The 15,845-nt window shown below is 57.1% G+C and carries 17 protein-coding genes and 2 pseudogenes; 12 read left to right on the top strand and 7 right to left on the bottom strand.

Annotation, left to right across the window (positions count from 1 at the left end):
- Positions 1-27: 27 nt before the first annotated feature.
- Positions 28-525 (top strand): hypothetical protein, encoded by a 498-nt coding sequence (locus ACEPAJ_RS13270; protein WP_425915280.1) that lies wholly within the window; start codon positions 28-30, stop codon positions 523-525.
- An 80-nt stretch (positions 526-605) separates the two neighbouring features.
- Here the strand turns inward: ACEPAJ_RS13270 and ACEPAJ_RS13265 are convergent, their stop codons facing one another.
- Positions 606-1,007 carry a hypothetical protein gene (locus ACEPAJ_RS13265; RefSeq protein WP_425915278.1) on the bottom strand — a complete coding sequence of 134 codons (402 nt, stop codon included), beginning with the start codon at positions 1,005-1,007 and terminating at the stop codon, positions 606-608.
- Positions 1,008-1,115: 108 nt separating this feature from the next.
- Between ACEPAJ_RS13265 and ACEPAJ_RS13260 the strand changes: the two genes are divergently transcribed.
- The 6 genes from ACEPAJ_RS13260 (at position 1,116) to ACEPAJ_RS13235 (ending at position 5,782) form a co-directional block, all read left to right on the top strand.
- Positions 1,116-1,532 carry a hypothetical protein gene (locus ACEPAJ_RS13260; protein WP_425915276.1) on the top strand — a complete coding sequence of 139 codons (417 nt, stop codon included), beginning with the start codon at positions 1,116-1,118 and terminating at the stop codon, positions 1,530-1,532.
- A gap of 121 nt (positions 1,533-1,653) precedes the next feature.
- On the top strand, positions 1,654-1,989 hold the full coding sequence (locus tag ACEPAJ_RS13255) for a hypothetical protein (protein WP_425915274.1): 336 nt from the start codon (positions 1,654-1,656) through the stop codon (positions 1,987-1,989).
- The gene (locus tag ACEPAJ_RS13250) at positions 1,982-3,385 is read left to right on the top strand and encodes a TolC family protein (RefSeq protein WP_425915272.1); all 1,404 of its coding nucleotides are present in this window, start codon (positions 1,982-1,984) and stop codon (positions 3,383-3,385) included. The genes ACEPAJ_RS13255 and ACEPAJ_RS13250 overlap by 8 nt, the downstream gene beginning before the upstream one ends.
- Positions 3,386-3,401: 16 nt before the next feature.
- Positions 3,402-4,814, top strand: coding sequence for a multicopper oxidase family protein (locus ACEPAJ_RS13245; protein WP_425915270.1), 1,413 nt, complete (start codon positions 3,402-3,404; stop codon positions 4,812-4,814).
- Between the two features lie 116 nt (positions 4,815-4,930).
- Positions 4,931-5,431, top strand: coding sequence for a cupredoxin domain-containing protein (locus ACEPAJ_RS13240; RefSeq protein ID WP_425915268.1), 501 nt, complete (start codon positions 4,931-4,933; stop codon positions 5,429-5,431).
- A 27-nt stretch (positions 5,432-5,458) separates the two neighbouring features.
- On the top strand, positions 5,459-5,782 hold the full coding sequence (locus ACEPAJ_RS13235; RefSeq protein WP_425915266.1) for a copper-binding protein: 324 nt from the start codon (positions 5,459-5,461) through the stop codon (positions 5,780-5,782).
- A gap of 37 nt (positions 5,783-5,819) precedes the next feature.
- Here ACEPAJ_RS13235 and ACEPAJ_RS13230 read toward each other — a convergent pair whose 3' ends face one another.
- Positions 5,820-6,191: a glutaredoxin family protein gene (locus ACEPAJ_RS13230; protein WP_425915264.1), complete on the bottom strand. Its 372-nt coding sequence runs from the start codon at positions 6,189-6,191 to the stop codon at positions 5,820-5,822.
- A gap of 156 nt (positions 6,192-6,347) precedes the next feature.
- Between ACEPAJ_RS13230 and ACEPAJ_RS13225 the strand changes: the two genes are divergently transcribed.
- From ACEPAJ_RS13225 to ACEPAJ_RS13210, 4 genes and pseudogenes are all read left to right on the top strand, one after another.
- Complete coding sequence (locus ACEPAJ_RS13225; protein ID WP_322948089.1) at positions 6,348-6,584, top strand: DUF3820 family protein; 237 nt, start codon at positions 6,348-6,350, stop codon at positions 6,582-6,584.
- A 686-nt stretch (positions 6,585-7,270) separates the two neighbouring features.
- Positions 7,271-7,552 (top strand): annotated as a pseudogene (locus tag ACEPAJ_RS13220) (PAS domain-containing protein); the annotation flags it as partial.
- Positions 7,553-7,750: 198 nt separating this feature from the next.
- Positions 7,751-8,836 carry a methyl-accepting chemotaxis protein gene (locus ACEPAJ_RS13215; protein ID WP_425918035.1) on the top strand — a complete coding sequence of 362 codons (1,086 nt, stop codon included), beginning with the start codon at positions 7,751-7,753 and terminating at the stop codon, positions 8,834-8,836.
- Positions 8,837-8,879: 43 nt separating this feature from the next.
- Positions 8,880-10,585 (top strand): annotated as a pseudogene (locus ACEPAJ_RS13210) (putative bifunctional diguanylate cyclase/phosphodiesterase).
- A gap of 178 nt (positions 10,586-10,763) precedes the next feature.
- On the opposite strand, the gene folE reads toward ACEPAJ_RS13210, so the two are convergent.
- From folE to nhaD, 5 genes are all read right to left on the bottom strand, one after another.
- Positions 10,764-11,312: a GTP cyclohydrolase I FolE gene (folE, locus tag ACEPAJ_RS13205; protein WP_425915261.1), complete on the bottom strand. Its 549-nt coding sequence runs from the start codon at positions 11,310-11,312 to the stop codon at positions 10,764-10,766.
- Positions 11,313-11,398: 86 nt separating this feature from the next.
- On the bottom strand, positions 11,399-11,956 hold the full coding sequence (locus ACEPAJ_RS13200) for a Smr/MutS family protein (protein WP_274086499.1): 558 nt from the start codon (positions 11,954-11,956) through the stop codon (positions 11,399-11,401).
- Between the two features lie 119 nt (positions 11,957-12,075).
- Positions 12,076-12,396 carry a hypothetical protein gene (locus ACEPAJ_RS13195; protein ID WP_425915259.1) on the bottom strand — a complete coding sequence of 107 codons (321 nt, stop codon included), beginning with the start codon at positions 12,394-12,396 and terminating at the stop codon, positions 12,076-12,078.
- 115 nt (positions 12,397-12,511) lie between these two features.
- Positions 12,512-13,108, bottom strand: coding sequence for a cysteine hydrolase family protein (locus ACEPAJ_RS13190; protein ID WP_425915257.1), 597 nt, complete (start codon positions 13,106-13,108; stop codon positions 12,512-12,514).
- A 289-nt stretch (positions 13,109-13,397) separates the two neighbouring features.
- Positions 13,398-14,687 (bottom strand): sodium:proton antiporter NhaD, encoded by a 1,290-nt coding sequence (gene nhaD / locus ACEPAJ_RS13185; RefSeq protein WP_425915255.1) that lies wholly within the window; start codon positions 14,685-14,687, stop codon positions 13,398-13,400.
- Between the two features lie 223 nt (positions 14,688-14,910).
- On the opposite strand from nhaD, the gene prmB reads away from it, so the two are divergent.
- The gene (gene prmB / locus ACEPAJ_RS13180) at positions 14,911-15,825 is read left to right on the top strand and encodes a 50S ribosomal protein L3 N(5)-glutamine methyltransferase (protein WP_425918032.1); all 915 of its coding nucleotides are present in this window, start codon (positions 14,911-14,913) and stop codon (positions 15,823-15,825) included.
- Positions 15,826-15,845 lie beyond the last annotated feature (20 nt).

Below are 15,845 nucleotides of genomic sequence, written 5' to 3'. Positions count from 1 at the left end.
GCTGCACCGGACAAGGAACTCGCCTCCATGGCTTCCCCAGATAAACAGCAAAAACGCGCCCGGCGGGCTAAAGCCAAGGCTAAACAGAACCGTTCGGGCCAGTCCAAAGCCCATGTGGTGCATCCGCTGCTGGCCAATCCGTTGATCAACGAGCCGTTCGATGATGTCGAAATCGACCTGAGCACCTTCGACTTCAAAGACATCGAAGAGAACGGCTTCGACCCAGCGCACTTCGACGATTTGTTCCAAACGATGAAAGCCGCCGAAGGCATCAGCCTGCTGGCGATGTGCTTGGTGTTCCTGCAATACCCGGTGTTGGAGTTGGTGGTCGCAGAGGAAGCGGAAGACGCCGCCACCGACTTTATGATGGGCCTGCTGATCACCTATCGCGGGATCTTCCATGATGAAGACGAAGACACGGCAGTCGAGTGGATCGGCGGCAACACCTTCCAGCATGCCTATAACGAAGCATCGATGATCCTGCAGCAGAAGAACGCTCGCAGCACCCCAGGCGCCCGCGCTTAAAGATAAGGCCGGCAGCGGCGCTGAGCCGTCGGCTACAAACAGCTGCACGGGCCACCGCTGCCTTGCTCTTGCGCAGGCGCTTAAATATCGCGAAACAGGTCGTGGGCGTTGAGCAGGCTGTAGGCAATTTCAGGGCGTTTTTCCAGGCCGCGGCGGATGGCGGTGGGGATGGCCTGGCGGGTTTTGCGGCACAGGCCTGGCAGCTCGGCGATATGGATGCCGATACCGCGCATGCTGCGCACTTCATTAAGGCCCGGTGCAACGGTCAGGTGGATGCCGAGTTGTTCGTGCAGGCGCCGTTGCATCTTTTCCAGGTCGCTCAGGCTCTCAAGGTTTTCCAGCCGCTCAAGCAGGCGCTTTTCTTCTGCGCGGGTGAGCAGCAGGATGCGCAAGTCGTTGCCTAATGTATCCAACAGCTGCTCGCGGCCGCAGTCGCAGGCGCCGGGCGGGCAGGGTTGGCGCAGCGGGGGTGTGCTGGTCATGGCCCGATGATAGCCAGCTGTGTGGGCGTTTGCCCATATCAGGCATAGACAAATAACCTATTGGGTGGATAATCCGCCCATCACCTGTGCTGAAGACAACCTCGCACCATGTCTAAAACCCTGCGTACTGCCCTGATCTGGATGCTAATGCTCGCCCTCCCGGCGCAGAGCATGGCCGCCATCAGCATGCAGTTATGTGCGGTCTCGCAGCAGAGTGGCGCAGCCGGCCAGGTTGAGCCGCAAATGGCCGCGCATCACCCGGGCGCGATGCAGATGGCTCAGGCTACTGAGGCCTCTGCCACAAACGCGCATCACACCAGCGACCGCGCCAGCAATACTGCGCCCGCCAGCGATAACAGCTTGTGCAGCCTCTGCGCGTTTTGTGTCGGTGCGGTGGCGTTGAGCGCCGTTGTCGTCACCAGTACGCCGCAGCATGCGGCTGAGCCGTCCATGGCGCGCCTGCAAGAGTTTGTCGGCTTTATCGCCGAAACCCCCGATAGACCCCCACGCCTGTTTCTCGCCTAAGCCAAACCACGCGTTGATCTGCCCGCTGTAGCGACTGCTGTGGCCCGCATGACGCGTATTGAGCTATTTGCCGGTGTTCGCCTGTGCTGCGCAGGCGCGCCGCTGCACGCGAGAGTATTTGATGATGCGTTTTCCCTTATTTCGCCGGCCGGTGCTGATCTGCCTGGCGTTGCTGATGCTGCCTCTGCGCAGTTGGGCCGAACTGCCCGACCCGCTCGATAGCGAGGCCGCCACGCCGGCCTTGCACTATCAATCACCGCTCAAGGCCTATCAGGGGTTTAGTGAGCCACCGCTGAGTGACTGGTCTGAGGCCAATGAACTGGTTGGTCGCATCGGCGGCTGGCGTACCTATGCGCAGGAGCCTTGGGAGCAACCTGCGGATAACGCGGCCATGCCATCTGCTGAGCCAGCGGCGACCAACCCGCATAGCCAGCATGGAGGAATGTCCCATGAGTGATTTCTCACGGGGTGTGCGGGCTGGGCTGTGCGCCGTTGTTGTGCTGCTCGGTGGTTGCGCCAGCTTTACCCCGGATGGTGGCTTCACTGCAGTCGAGCAGGCAGGCCAGCAACTGGACAAACAGGTGACGTGGGTGAAAACACCCGAGCAACGCAGCCAGGTAGACGAACGGGTGAGTGAGTTACTTGCTCAGCCGCTTAGCGTGGATGCGGCGGTGCAGGTTGCCTTGTTGAATAACCGTGGCCTGCAGGCGAGTTTTGATGCGCTGGGGATCAGCGAAGCGGAGCGGGTGCAGGCCGGGCGTATCCCTAACCCTGGCTTCTCCTTCGGGCGCTTGGAAAAAGGCAGCGAGGTGGAGTACGAGCGCGGGTTGCATATCAACCTGGCACGTTTGATTGCCATGCCGCTGACCTCGGGTATGGAAGCCAAACGCTTCGAACAGATGCAACGCCAGACCAGCTTGGCGCTGTTCGAGTTGGCCACGCAAACGCGCAAGGCCTGGTACCGCGCAGTGGCTGCGCAGGAAAGCCTGGGCTTTATGCAGCAGGTGATGGACTCCGCTGAGGCGGGTGCCGAACTGGCGCGGCGCTTGGCGGCAGTGGGCAATTACAGCCTGCTGCAGCAAGCGCAGGAGCAAAGCTTCTATGCCGATGCCGGGCTTAACCTGATCCGGGCCGAGCAGGCGCGGGTGCAGACGCGCGAGCAGTTAACCCGCTTGCTCGGTTTGTGGGGTGAGCAGCTCGACTTCCGCTTACCTGAGCGCCTGCCGCAATTGCCAGCAACGGCCGAGCCATTGCCCGATGTTGAGCGCCTGGCCATGAGTCAGCGCTTGGATATCCAGGCCGTGCGTCTGGATGCCGAGCGCATGGCCAGCAACTTGGGGCTGAGCAAGACCACACGCTTTATCAATGTGCTGGAACTAGGCCTGGTGAATAACCGCTCCAATCAGGAGCCGACTCAGCGCGGCTATGAGATCAGCGTCGAGTTGCCGCTATTCGACTGGAGTGGGGCCGAGGTGGCTAAGGCCGAGGCGCAGTACCGGCAGGTGCTCAACCGCGCTGCCGAGACGGCGATCAATGCCCGTTCCCAGGTGCGCGAGGCCTACCTGGGTTACCAGGCCAGTCATGATATTGCCCGGCATTACCGCGACGAGGTGCTACCGCTGCGTGCGCGCATCGCCGAGGAAAACGTCCTGCAGTACAACGGCATGTTTATCAGCACCTTTGAGCTACTGGCTGATGCGCGCAAGCAGATCCTCTCGGTCGATGGTTACCTGCAGGCGCAGCGCGACTTCTGGATCGCCAACGCAGATTTGCAGATGGCCATGCAGGGTGCGCCGAGCTTGCCCTCCACTGTGGCGGCCACTGCCGTTGCCGACGAGCCCGCTGGGCACTGATCAAGGACTTATTCCCATGGTTTCACGACGTGATTTTTTCCTCGGTGCTAGCGCTATTACCGCGGCTGTCGCCACTTCTGCGGTCAGCCGGGTATCCCTGGCTGGCATTCCCGAGGCAGTGTCGCAAAACAGTGCCGACACCATGCCGCCGCTGCAACCGCAAAACGGTCGGCCTTACAACCCAGTGGTCACCCTAAACGGCTGGACGCTGCCCTGGCGGATGAACAACGGCGTCAAGGAGTTCCACTTGGTCGCCGAGCCGGTGGAACGCGAGTTGGCACCCGGCTACAAGGCCCATTTATGGGGCTACAACGGCCAGTCGCCGGGGCCAACCATTGAGGTGGTGGAGGGCGACCGAGTGCGCATCTTCGTCACCAACAAGTTGCCCGAGCACACCAGCATCCACTGGCATGGCCAGCGCTTGCCCAATGGCATGGACGGCGTATCGGGTTTGACCCAGCCAGCGATTCCGGTGGGTAAAACCTTCGTGTACGAGTTCGAAGCACGCCGCCCTGGCACCTTTATGTACCACCCGCATGCCGACGAAATGACCCAGATGGCCATGGGCATGATGGGTTTTTGGGTCACCCACCCGAAGGGGCATCACCCACTGATCAGCGAAGTGGATCGTGACTTTTGCTTTCTGCTCAATGCCTATGACATCGAGCCGGGCGCTTACACGCCGAAGATCATGACCATGCTCAACTTCAACCTATGGACCTTCAACAGCCGCATCTTCCCCGGTATTGACCCGCTGGTGGTGCGGCAGAACGACCGCGTGCGTTTGCGGGTCGGCAACCTGACCATGACCAACCATCCGATTCACCTGCATGGTCACGAGTTTGAGGTGACGGGCACTGATGGTGGGCCGACACCTGTGGGGTCGCGTTGGCCTGAGGTCACCACTGACATCGCGGTGGGGCAGATGCGCCAAGTCGAGTTCCTCGCTAATGAGGAGGGCGACTGGGCGTTCCACTGCCACAAGAGCCACCACACCATGAATGCCATGGGTCATGACGTGCCGACACTGATCGGTGTGGACCAGAGTGAAATGACGCGCAAGATCGCCAAAATCATCCCCGACTACATGGTGATGGGTGAACGCGGCATGGCCGACATGGCGGAAATGCAGATGCCGCTACCGGCCAATACCGCGCCGATGATGACCGGCGACGGTCCCTTCGGTTCGGTGGAAATGGGCGGCATGTTCACCATGCTCAAAGTACGCAAGGACCAGCCTGCGGGGGATTACCGCGACCCTGGCTGGTTCAAACACCCCGCCGGCAGCGTGGCGTATGAGTGGACAGGCGAAGTCGCCAAACCGACACGCTCAAACGCGGCTGGCGGGCAGTCGATGCCGCTTAAACAGCCGCTCGCTGAGCCGGTTGAAGTACAGGTGCGTAAGCCCGGTAGCCATGCTGAGCATTGAGGCGCAAAAGTTTGTGGGCGTGGCCGGGCGGCGTACCGCTTTAGCCGCGAGCGCGGCGTGCTTCGTCGTAGTTGAAGCCGGCCCAGTCAAATTCGTAATTAAGAGGACGTAGATTAATGAAGCAGATAAAACGTTTGCCCTTAGCGCTGGCCCTGATTGGCGTGCTGGCCAGTGGCGCTGTACTGGCTCACAGCGAAGAGCATGGTATGCAGCACGACATGATGGTGGTTAAAGAGCAAAAGCCCTGGGGCATTGCCGGCGATCGTGAACAGGTCACGCGCACCATCGAGATTGGCATGAGCGATCAGATGCGCTTTAGCCCTGATCAGTTGCAGATCAAACAAGGCGAAACCATCCGCTTTGTGCACCGTAACGCGGGCCAGTTAATGCACGAGTTTGTGCTCGGCACTCAGACTGATCTGGATGCGCACGCCGCGATGATGGCCAAATTTCCCGGTATGCAGCACGACGAGCCCTATATGGCCCACGTTGGGCCGGGCCAGGGCGGGGAAATCATCTGGACCTTCAACCGTGCCGGCGAGTTTGATTTCGCCTGCCTGATCGCCGGGCATTACCAGGCCGGCATGGTCGGCAAAATTCGCGTATTGGCTCAATAACCCCTTAACCAAGCAAGAGGATTGACGATGAAAAACCTACTCAGTGTTATTGCCCTGACCAGCCTTCTGGCCGGCCCCGTCATGGCCAGTGAGCAAGCGGGCACGCCTGCCATCAGCAGTGCGGTGGCCACCAGTCAGGGTGAAGTACGCAAGATCGATACGGTCAACCAAAAGGTAACGTTGCGCCACGGCCCGCTGGCCAACTTGGGCATGCCGCCGATGACCATGGTGTTCAAGGTGCAAGACGCGGCCCAGCTGGAAGGGCTCAAGGTGGGCGACAAGGTGAGTTTTGTTGCGCAGCAGCAGGGCAGCCAGTTCGTTGCAATCGAGTTGCAGGCTGTGCAGCCTTAACGGATTAATCGGGGCCGTTGCGGCCCCGATTGCTTGATCAGGCGGCGGCGAAGCGCTCGTTGAGGTAGGCAATGATTGCCTTAGACTCGTACAGCCAGGTGCTCTGGCCGTTCTCTTCGATGCGCAGGCACGGCACCTTGATCTTGCCGCCTTGCTGTTCCAGGTCGCTGCGCGCTTGGGCGTCGTTCTTCGCGTCACGCAGGGCAACCGGTACATTGAGTTTGTGCAGGGTGCGGCGGGTTTTTACGCAGAACGGGCAGGCGTGGAATTGATACAACGCCAGATTGGCGGCGCTTTGTTCAACCGCCGTTTGAGCCTCTGGCGTACGTTTGAGTTTGGCTGGGCGGCTGATCCAGTCGAGGAAGATGATCAACTGGCCGAGGCCGATGCGCAGTGCCTTGATAATCATGCTGAAGCAAACCTTGGGTCGAGAAACACGGGCGCGCAGCTTACCCGAGTTTGCGCCACTGGCGTAGGCGCTGGCCTGGGTCTAAGCCGAACGGCATAATTTACGGCCTGATGCGCACCCAACCAGAGTGCGTACATACCACCTCGCGAGTGCCTGATGAAGCCCGAAGATCTGCTGTTGCTGGTAACCCGTGAAATGCCCTTCGGCAAATACAAAGGCCGCTTACTCGCCGACCTTCCCGGCAATTACCTTAATTGGTTCGCCCGCGAAGGTTTCCCCCAGGGTGAAATCGGCCGATTGTTGGCGCTGATGCAGGAAATTGATCACAACGGCTTGTCAGGGCTGCTGGATCCATTGCGCACTAAGCCCCGTGTACCGTTTAACGGTCACTAAACTTAGAAACAAATAGATGGCTTTCTCATATCTATAACTTATTGATATTAATAGTTTTTATCAATACCATGGCGCCGCTCCAGTATGTCCACATGCTCTGTGTGCTTTTTGGGTGATTTTGTATACAATTGTTTCGGGCTATCTGCCCGTTTGAGTGCTGGGCGCAGCAGCCGGCGTTCAGCTTCTACCCTCTGCGCTAATGGTCCTGAGGCTTGCGCTAGTCCAAGGCTGCAGGTGACACGCCGCAGGCTTATCGGGCCCTTGCTTCACCGCCTAGGTCTAGAGCTCTTAGTGCGATTGCCGGCTGTTTTGGGCCTTTCACCAGGCTGCCAGCCATTGCTGCGATCCGTTGCTTTACCCCTATGAAGCTGTTTGACCCGCAGCAGGGTGTCAGTGACTTGATCTCGACATGGACTTCCTTGATCCCACTAAGTGCCTAGCACACGGATTGCGCCGTTGCTGGTGCGGGTGTGTGCCTGTGGTTAATAAACCATGGCGAAATATCGATCTAATCCAAGGACGAATTCCACTTTACGAGTATTCACCATGGGTGCACTGGCAATTGTTCGGAAAGATTAGGGGTTACAAACCTGTGCATTGATCTGATGCGCTGTGGTTAAAAATAGCTGTGTGTTCACGACTTATATTGGTATGCCGCGGCCACGTGCCGTCTCAGGAAATAATTTATGCGCAGTAATAGAAATATCACAAATATCGAGCAAACGTTTTCAGGCGACCAGCGTTTGATATCAGCGACTGATATTTCCGGGAAAATAACCTACTGCAATAAAGAATTTATAAAGATAAGCGGTTATTCAGAAGCTGAACTGCTGGGCAGTCCACACAGTCTAGTGCGTCACCCCGATATGCCGGCGGCAGTGTTTGCTGTGATGTGGAACTATTTAAAAGCCGGCAAAAGCTGGATGGGGATTGTAAAAAATCGCTGTAAGAATGGTGACTACTATTGGGTGAGCGCTTATGTGACCCCGGTTGTTGAAAGCGGTAAGTTGGTTGGCTATGAGTCGGTCAGGGTAAAGCCGACCCGTGAGCAAGTTGAGCGTGCACAAGGTGTTTATAAAAGAGTTTTTGCAGGTAAAAAAGCCAATCCAGTATTTAATTCAGTAGCAAAGCTGTTTGAGGTTTTTGCGCTGCCGGTGGCGGCGATCATGGGTGCGGTCTTTTCAATTGGTTATCTTTCCAGTTTCTATGCGCAAGTAGCGATTGTTGCAATATTCTCTCTGTTTAGTTGGTGGGCATATGCTCGGTTAGATAAGCACTTGGTGAAAATACTGCGCAGTGCACCCGATGCATTTTTTGATCCTGTCAGTGCAGCCACCTACAGCGATGCGTCAGGGGCTTCGGCGCAAATGGAAATGGTCTTGATCAGTGAAGATGCTCGACTTAAAACGGCCTTAACCCGGCTGAGTGATTTGACAGTGTTGGTCGCCGACTCAGCTAAACACTCGTCATCGCTATCCAGCCAGACAGAATCTTCATTGTTAGAACAGCGCTCAGAGATAGACATGACCGCCGCAGCCATGACGGAAATGGCCGCATCCATTTCCGAGGTGGCAGGCCATGTGCAGCAAACTGCAACTGAGGCACAAAGAGCCAATGAACTGGCTGCCGAGGGTGATGCTGTAGCTGAAACATTGCGCACGGCCATTCAGTCACTGGCCACCACAGTGTCCAATATCAGCTCTGCCGTTGATCACCTGGCAAATGAGACGCAGCAAATCATGAGCGCTGCTGGAGTTATCCAGACGATTGCCGATCAAACCAATCTCCTGGCATTGAATGCTGCAATTGAAGCGGCAAGGGCTGGTGAGCAAGGCCGAGGTTTTGCTGTTGTCGCGGACGAAGTGCGGGCCCTTGCGAGCAAGACGCGTGAGTCTACTCAGCAAATTCATCATGTTATTCAGGCCTTAAAGCTGGGTGCTGATGACGCGGTCGCCATTGCCAAGCTGGGTATTAACGAGGCCGATCACGGTGTGCAAAAAGTGATCGAAGCGCAACGGGCCTTGCAGGGCATTCGCGAGGCCGTAGACAAGATCAGCGGAATGAGCCAGCAGATGGCCGCCGCTTCGGAAGAGCAAGCGCATGTCGCTGAGGATATATCCAAGCAAATTAATAACGTTGCGGTGACCGTCGAACGGACAGCGGGTAATGCCACGTCTGCTGTGGGTTATGGCAGCGAGTTGGAGCAGTCATCTCGCGGGCTGCGCGCGTTAGTTGATCGTTTTAATCGATAGATTAATCTTTGCTTTGGAGTTTGCCGTGATAGATACCTATCGGATGGCGGTTGATCGCGCAGCCATTTTTCTGAGACTGACCCGAGCGGAACAATCATTTATGTGAATGATATGTTCTGTAAGATATCGGGCTACAACAAAGACGAGTTGATGGGCCAGAATCACCGAGTGCTTAATTCTGGCACTCACACCCCCGTTTTTTTTGAGAACATGTGGCGCACGATTTCTTCAGGCTCGACCTGGAAAGGCGATATCTGTAATCGCGCCAAAGATGGCAGTCTATATTGGGTTTACAGTGCCATCATGCCGATGGTTGATCCTCAGAGTGGCAGAATTGAACGGTATATCTCAATTCGATTTGATGTCAGCGAAAAAAAGGAATTGCTACGTAATTTAGAGTGGCGCGCTGATCATGACGTACTCACAGGGCTACCTAATCGTGCTTTGCTGGCTAAAATAGCTAAAGAAACGTGTCTAGAGCAGCGCTCATCTGGCAAGTCGGTTGTTGTAGGAATGATTGATCTTGATAGTTTTAAGGAGGTCAATGACGGTTACGGGCATGCTGTAGGTGACAAACTTTTAGTTATTGTCTCTGCTCGTATAAAAAGTGTACTGCGTCCCACCGATATAGTGGCGCGAACAGGTGGCGATGAGTTTGTTTTAGTGCTCAAAGACTTGCAGGAGCACTCAGAAATTGGTTCGGCCGTTATACGCATCATGGCGGCCATTCATGCACCCTACATAATACAGGGTGTTGAATTTAGGGTGTCTGCCTGTGTCGGCCTCACGGTTTACCCTAAAGATAATCGAAGTGTTGACACCCTGCTGCGTCATGCTGATCAGGCGATGTATGTGGCGAAGCAAAAAGGGCCGATGTCATATCATATTTTTGATGTCATTCATGACAGCAAGGTCAAGAGCGGCTTTAAGATAATCAATAGGGTTAAAGAAGCACTAAGGCTTGGTGAGCTCTCACTGTTTTATCAGCCAAAGATTTGCTTGAATGACTGCAGTGTCGTTGGTTTTGAGGCGTTGTTGCGTTGGCATGATCCCGAAAGAGGGCTAGTGTCGCCATTGGATTTTTTACCGCAAATCGAAAACGATAAAATAATTTGCGATATTGGTGAATGGGCCATTGAGCAAGCAGTCGCGCAAATCAGTGAGTGGTGCGCCACGGGGCGTAACTGGTCGGTCAGCGTGAATATTGCTGCACGGCATTTTAAAGAACAAAATTTTATTGAGCGTCTGGGGGCAGTACTGCAGAACGCCGGGCACGTTAACGCTGGACTGCTGGATATTGAGATCGTTGAGTCGGTTGCGCTGGATAATATCGAGTATGTGAATAAATGTATTGTGGGCTGCCAAGGCCTGGGTGTGACATTCTCGATTGATGATTTTGGAACAGGTTATTCCTCACTCAACTACTTGAAGCAGTTGCCCACGCAGACGCTTAAAATTGATCAGTCTTTTGTCCGGGATATGTTGGTGGATGCCGAAGATTTTTCGATTACCTCGGCTATTGTCGGGCTGGCCAAAGCATTCAATAAAGTTGTTGTGGCCGAAGGCGTTGAGACGCAAGAGCACTTTTTTGCGCTTAGGTCACTGGGGTGTGATTTTGCCCAAGGCTATTTGATTGCCAAGCCTATGCCCGCGGCCGATGTAGTGCGCTGGGAAGCTGAGTATGTGCAGAGCGCTAAGTATCGCTCCTTGCGGCAGGCCCATGGAGTGGCTGAGGTGGCACCGCAATAAGCACGGTGTGGTGCTTGTTGTACTGATAACGCCGTTGCGCCGCTGGGTGATCGCCAGAGTAGGGTGGCCCAGGTGGGTGCAGTGAGCAGCGCTTATAGCCGATCAGCATCGGCTGTCATGGGTGTTTCAGGCATAAAAAACCGGCGCTAAGCCGGTTTTTTTGTGTGGCAAGTTTTGCTTAGTTATTAACCAGGCTAAGGAACTCGCTGCGGGTTGCTGCGTTTTCGCGGAACTCGCCGAGCATCACCGAGGTGACCATGGAGGAGTTCTGCTTTTCCACGCCGCGCATCATCATGCACATGTGCTGGGCCTCGATAACCACCGCAACACCGAGGGCACCGGTGACTTGCTGGATGGCTTCGGCGATCTGCCGGCTGAGATTTTCCTGGATCTGCAGGCGCCGTGCGTACATGTCGACAATGCGTGCGACTTTCGACAGGCCAAGCACTTTGCCGTTGGGGATATAGGCGACGTGGGCCTTACCGATAAAGGGCAGCATGTGATGCTCGCACAGCGAATACAGCTCTATGTTTTTCACCAGCACCATTTCGCTGTTATCGGAGCTGAACAGCGCGCCATTGGTGACTTCTTCAAGCGTCTGCTGATAGCCCTTGCACAGGTACTGCATGGCTTTGGCGGCGCGCTTGGGGGTGTCGAGCAGGCCTTCGCGGGATACGTCTTCGCCGAGTTGGCCGAGGATCGTGGTGTATTGCTGTTCCAGAGACATGGACACTCTCGTAGGTCTTTGCAGAGCGCGCAGGGTAGGGCGCAGGGATAAGGCTGGCAAGTGCGCCAGCCGCCAGTTGCAGGGGCTTATTCGTCGCGACCATCCATCATGGTGCGCTTGAGCATCACGTAAACCGCGCCGGTGCCGCCGTGTTTGGCCAGGCAAGAGGTAAAGCCGAGTACTTGCGGATGCTGACGCAGCCAGGTGTTGACGTGGCTTTTGATCATCGGCTTGCGGCCGTCCATGCGCACGGCTTTGCCATGGGTGATGCGCACGCAGCGCACCTCTAGCTTGTTGGCTTCAGCGATAAATTCCCACAGGGTGTCGCGGGCTTTTTCCACGGTCATGCCGTGCAGGTCGAGGCTGCCTTCGAAGCTGATCTGGCCCAGTTTGAGCTTACGCATCTGGCCTTCTTGCACGCCATTGGCGGCCCAGTACAGCGGGTCTTCGGCGCCGACATCAATGACAAACTGATCAGACAGGCCATCGACCTTGATCGCGTCGACGCGCGCCGTAGCAGCCTGACGCAGGGTGGCCAGTTGGGCACGGTTGGGTTTTGGCTTGCCGGTGTCCGCACGGTCATGCTTGATCGGTCTGACGCCGTGCAACTGGGCTTTGAACAGGGAGAAATCGTCGTCTTGCATTTGGTGCCTGTTACCGTTTAGTTCATGGCCGCGCCGAAACGGCGGCAGACCCTACACTTGCGCGAAGGCCGCTAGTGTAACCAACCTGTCGGTCTTCGTGCTGTGCGGATCCGTAAGGCTCAGTCGCGCTTTTTCATCAGGTGCGGTGCCATGCTTAGGTCGCTGGGGCGGCGCAGGCGGCGTCGACAACGACGCCAGAGCAGCACGCCGACACTCAGTAGCAGCAAACCGGTGACGACAAACACGCTGGCCGTGGCCGGCGACTCGTTCAGCGGGCCGAGTGCGGCAGGCTGGCCAAGCAGGGTGGCGGTGCCTGCCAGAGTCAGCAGCACGCCGAATGCGGCGAACAACGCCGCCAGCCCAGCCCCCAGACGCAGGCGCCAGTTACTGGCATTGCGCGGGCGCAGGCGGCGGGCGTCAAAACCATCGGAGAATTTCATTCCGATTTACTCATGCCAATTTCCTCAGTGGCTATCGGCGATAAGACCGGTGTGTGCTGGCGTGGTTCAACTGCGGTGGCCAGCACGGGTAAGTGGCGAGTTGCCCCGCAGCCGTTCAGATCATCGCGCTGGCGTGCGGCACAACGGCGGCAAAGTTGTCGGCCAGGGCGATCATCTCGGCGCGGTGCATGTCGGCGGCACTGATGACCTGACCATCGAGGGTCGGCAGGTCACGGGTGGCGCAAGCCGCATCGACGACGGTGCAACGGTAACCATAGTCCTTGGTGGCGCGTACCGTGGTGCTGATGCTCGAATGCGTCATAAACCCGCAGACGATTAGGTCTAGGTGGCCGATGGCTTGCAAACGCTCATGCAGGTCAGTGCCATTAAAGGCGTTGGGCATGCGTTTTTCGACGACGATTTCCCCTGGCAGCGGCGCAACCTCGGGCAGGTGCATGCCGCGTGGGCCGCGGGGATCGAGCAGGCCGTCGGGGATGCCAAGGTGTTTGACATGCACGATGGCACTGCCGAGGGCGCGTGCGGCGGCGAGCAGCTTGGCAATTTCCTCGAGCGCGGCATCCAGTCCTGGTAATTGCAACACGCCGCTGCGGTACTCCTCTTGCGCATCAATGATCAGCAAGGTTGCATTGCTCAAGCTGGCGGGCGCATGGCTGCGGCCAGTGAGGGCGAACATCGTTTTTACGGCGGACATGGCAGGGAACTCCAGGCTGGCATGGACAGTCTGGCCATTGTCCACTTGTGCTGCGCTGCTGTGAACCGTTGTGGTCAATGATCTTGCTGGCGAGCCGGGGCCAGTGGCGACCCAGGCCAGGTTCTTACCAGCAAAGTTACGGCGCCATGGGCCGGATTACCTGGTGTTCCGAACATTTGCAGCAGTTGTTCGGCAAGGTAACTCCATTGCGGTACTGCGGTCATTGCGCCTAAAGCACGACGCGCGGTGTTCCCAGTCCGCGAGTCATGCTTTGACGCCATGGGCACGGTCAGTACAGGCCTAACAATTCGAACTGCAGGTACCAGATACCGAGTGAACCGAAGAAGTTGACCAAGATGGCGGGTAAGAACTTCAGGTGCACAGCGAAGCTGTAAGTCTTATCCAGCGACATCGCCATGACGCCGGCCGCGGAACCCACCACCGTCAGCGAGCCACCGATGCCGACCATCAAGGCATTCAGCGCCCATTGATTCAGGCCCAGCTCGGGGTTTGACATCAGTGCGGCCGCTTCCACCGGCACGTTGTCCATCACCCCGGACGCCACCCCCAGCACCACGTTGACCGCCGTGGGGTGCAGCACTTCAAACAGTCGCGAGATATACGACAACCAGCCTACATGGTTGAGGCACGCTACCGAGGTAATGATGCCGATAAAGAACAGCAGGGCGTTCCACTCGACCTTTTGCAGTTGATCCTGCCAAGGCAGTTCGATGCCACGACGCATCAACAGCCAGGCGTACAGGGCGACGATGCCCAGGCCGATGCCGATGGCGAACTCAATGCTGACTTTCAGCAGGACATTGCACAGTACTGCGCCGAATACCGCGAAGAAGCCGACCAAGGCCAGACCCGCACCGCCGGGCTTGAGGGCGGTTTCTGACTGGTCCGCGAGGTGGATCAACGCTTGGCCATTGAGTTTGCGCAGATAAAAAAAGTGCAAGGTGGCGGCAAACAGTAGCCAGCCGATCAGCGCGGAAGGAATCAGCAGCAACAAACCAGCGATGCTGATTTTGCCGGCCAGCACCACCATCAGGCTGGTCGAGGTGCCGAGGAACCACACCCCGGAGTTGGAGGCGACCACAATGTTGCACAGCGAAATATGGGTGTAACGCTGGTTTGTCGAGATGCTTTTCACCGTTTTGCCGAAGATCATCGCCGTGGTGATGTTGTTGAGAAACGGCGAGAGCATGGCCGACAGTGCCCCAGTAGCCCAGAACATGCCGCGCGCCCCGAGGCCCTTGCGCATCAGGTAGCCGTTGAGTGCGGTGAATACGTTCCGCTCATTGAGCAGCTCGACCACCATCCACATAAACGCCATAAAGGCGATCAGGCCGAACAGTTCTTCCTTGATTTCGCTTTGTGCATGCAGGAAGTACTGGAAGCCGTTCGGGTCATAAAACGCGTAGTGGGCGCCGATAACGATCAGGCCGGACATCATGAACATCGCCGGCTTGAACTTATCCATCTCCAGTTGTGCTTCAAAAATAATCAGCGTCATGCCAATCAGGAATATCGCCAGCACGAGCAAGCCCGTGAGCGAGAAGGGATCTATGACCATTTTTAGGGGGTTCTTAAGAAAAGGGAGGGAAGGGTTAGAAATTGGTAACAAAATTATACTGATGCGCGTAAGCCATAGGCAGGTTTACTTTGTGACTGCAGCGGCTTTTATGGTCAGCAATGCGTCGTGCCGTTAAACAGCCGCTGAGCCTGGGCGCGGGTAAGCGTGACAGGCTGCTAGAATGGCGGACTTTTACCAGCGGAGAGCTGCCGTGACCGACGCCATACATGCCCACCCAACCCGCCTGCGCACTGTGCGCGATTACATTCGCTGGGCGGTCAGTCGGTTTCATGGCGAGGAGCTGTTCTTCGGCCACGGCACCGACAATGCCTGGGACGAAGCGCGCCAGCTGGTACTCGGTGCCCTGCACCTGCCGTATGAAATAGCCGACGGCTACCTCGATTGCCGCTTGGAAGACGACGAGCATGCGCACCTGCAAACGCTGCTCACGCGGCGCATCGATGAGCGTGTACCGACCCCTTACCTGCTGGGCGAGGCCTGGTTTTGCGGCCTGGCGTTTATCGTCGACGAGCGCGTGCTGATTCCGCGCTCACCGATCAGCGAGTTGATCGAGCAGCATTTTGCGCCGTGGCTGGCCGTACAGCCGACACGGATTCTCGACCTGTGCACCGGCTCGGGTTGTATCGGTATCGCCTGTGCCTATGAGTTCCCCGAGGCCGAAGTGGTGCTGGGCGACCTATCGTTTGAGGCGCTGGAAGTGGCCAACCAAAATATCGAACGGCATGGCCTGGATGAGCGGGTTTACACCGTTCAGGGCGACGGCTTTGATGGGCTGCCGGGGCAGCGTTTTGACCTGATCGTGTCTAACCCGCCGTACGTGGACGCCGAGGATTTTGCCGATATGCCGGCCGAGTACCAGCACGAGCCGGAGCTGGGCTTAGCCTGTGGCGATGATGGCCTGGACCTGGTGCGGCGCATGCTGGCTGAAGCCGCTGACCACCTCAGCGAAAAGGGTGTGTTGATTGTTGAAGTCGGCAACAGCCAGGTGCATGTCGAGGCACTGTACCCGGAAGTCGACTTCACCTGGCTGGAGTTCGAGCGCGGCGGTCACGGCGTATTCCTGCTCGCCGCTGCGCAATGCCGCGAGCATCAAGCGCTGTTCCGTCAGCGCCTCTAGCAGGCTGTTGCAAAACCACC

Source organism: Pseudomonas sp. GWSMS-1 (genome assembly GCF_049847425.1).
GTDB lineage: Bacteria > Pseudomonadota > Gammaproteobacteria > Pseudomonadales > Pseudomonadaceae > Aquipseudomonas.
The sequence above is the reverse complement of the archived record's forward strand: the minus strand, read 5'-3'. Positions and strand labels throughout refer to the sequence as shown.

Bases quoted from the DNA above. Each gene is read 5' to 3' on its own strand.
- ACEPAJ_RS13230 (WP_425915264.1), bottom strand. From the start codon at position 6,191: ATGATTATCAAGGCACTGCGCATCGGCCTCGGCCAGTTGATCATCTTC.
- ACEPAJ_RS13250 (WP_425915272.1), top strand. From the start codon at position 1,982: ATGAGTGATTTCTCACGGGGTGTGCGGGCTGGGCTGTGCGCCGTTGTT.
- ACEPAJ_RS13255 (WP_425915274.1), top strand. From the start codon at position 1,654: ATGATGCGTTTTCCCTTATTTCGCCGGCCGGTGCTGATCTGCCTGGCG.
- ACEPAJ_RS13215 (WP_425918035.1), top strand. From the start codon at position 7,751: ATGGGTGCGGTCTTTTCAATTGGTTATCTTTCCAGTTTCTATGCGCAA.
- ACEPAJ_RS13270 (WP_425915280.1), top strand. From the start codon at position 28: ATGGCTTCCCCAGATAAACAGCAAAAACGCGCCCGGCGGGCTAAAGCC.
- ACEPAJ_RS13195 (WP_425915259.1), bottom strand. From the start codon at position 12,396: ATGAAATTCTCCGATGGTTTTGACGCCCGCCGCCTGCGCCCGCGCAAT.
- ACEPAJ_RS13190 (WP_425915257.1), bottom strand. From the start codon at position 13,108: ATGTCCGCCGTAAAAACGATGTTCGCCCTCACTGGCCGCAGCCATGCG.
- ACEPAJ_RS13245 (WP_425915270.1), top strand. From the start codon at position 3,402: ATGGTTTCACGACGTGATTTTTTCCTCGGTGCTAGCGCTATTACCGCG.
- folE (WP_425915261.1), bottom strand. From the start codon at position 11,312: ATGTCTCTGGAACAGCAATACACCACGATCCTCGGCCAACTCGGCGAA.
- ACEPAJ_RS13240 (WP_425915268.1), top strand. From the start codon at position 4,931: ATGAAGCAGATAAAACGTTTGCCCTTAGCGCTGGCCCTGATTGGCGTG.
- ACEPAJ_RS13260 (WP_425915276.1), top strand. From the start codon at position 1,116: ATGTCTAAAACCCTGCGTACTGCCCTGATCTGGATGCTAATGCTCGCC.
- ACEPAJ_RS13225 (WP_322948089.1), top strand. From the start codon at position 6,348: ATGAAGCCCGAAGATCTGCTGTTGCTGGTAACCCGTGAAATGCCCTTC.
- ACEPAJ_RS13265 (WP_425915278.1), bottom strand. From the start codon at position 1,007: ATGACCAGCACACCCCCGCTGCGCCAACCCTGCCCGCCCGGCGCCTGC.
- ACEPAJ_RS13235 (WP_425915266.1), top strand. From the start codon at position 5,459: ATGAAAAACCTACTCAGTGTTATTGCCCTGACCAGCCTTCTGGCCGGC.
- ACEPAJ_RS13200 (WP_274086499.1), bottom strand. From the start codon at position 11,956: ATGCAAGACGACGATTTCTCCCTGTTCAAAGCCCAGTTGCACGGCGTC.
- nhaD (WP_425915255.1), bottom strand. From the start codon at position 14,687: ATGGTCATAGATCCCTTCTCGCTCACGGGCTTGCTCGTGCTGGCGATA.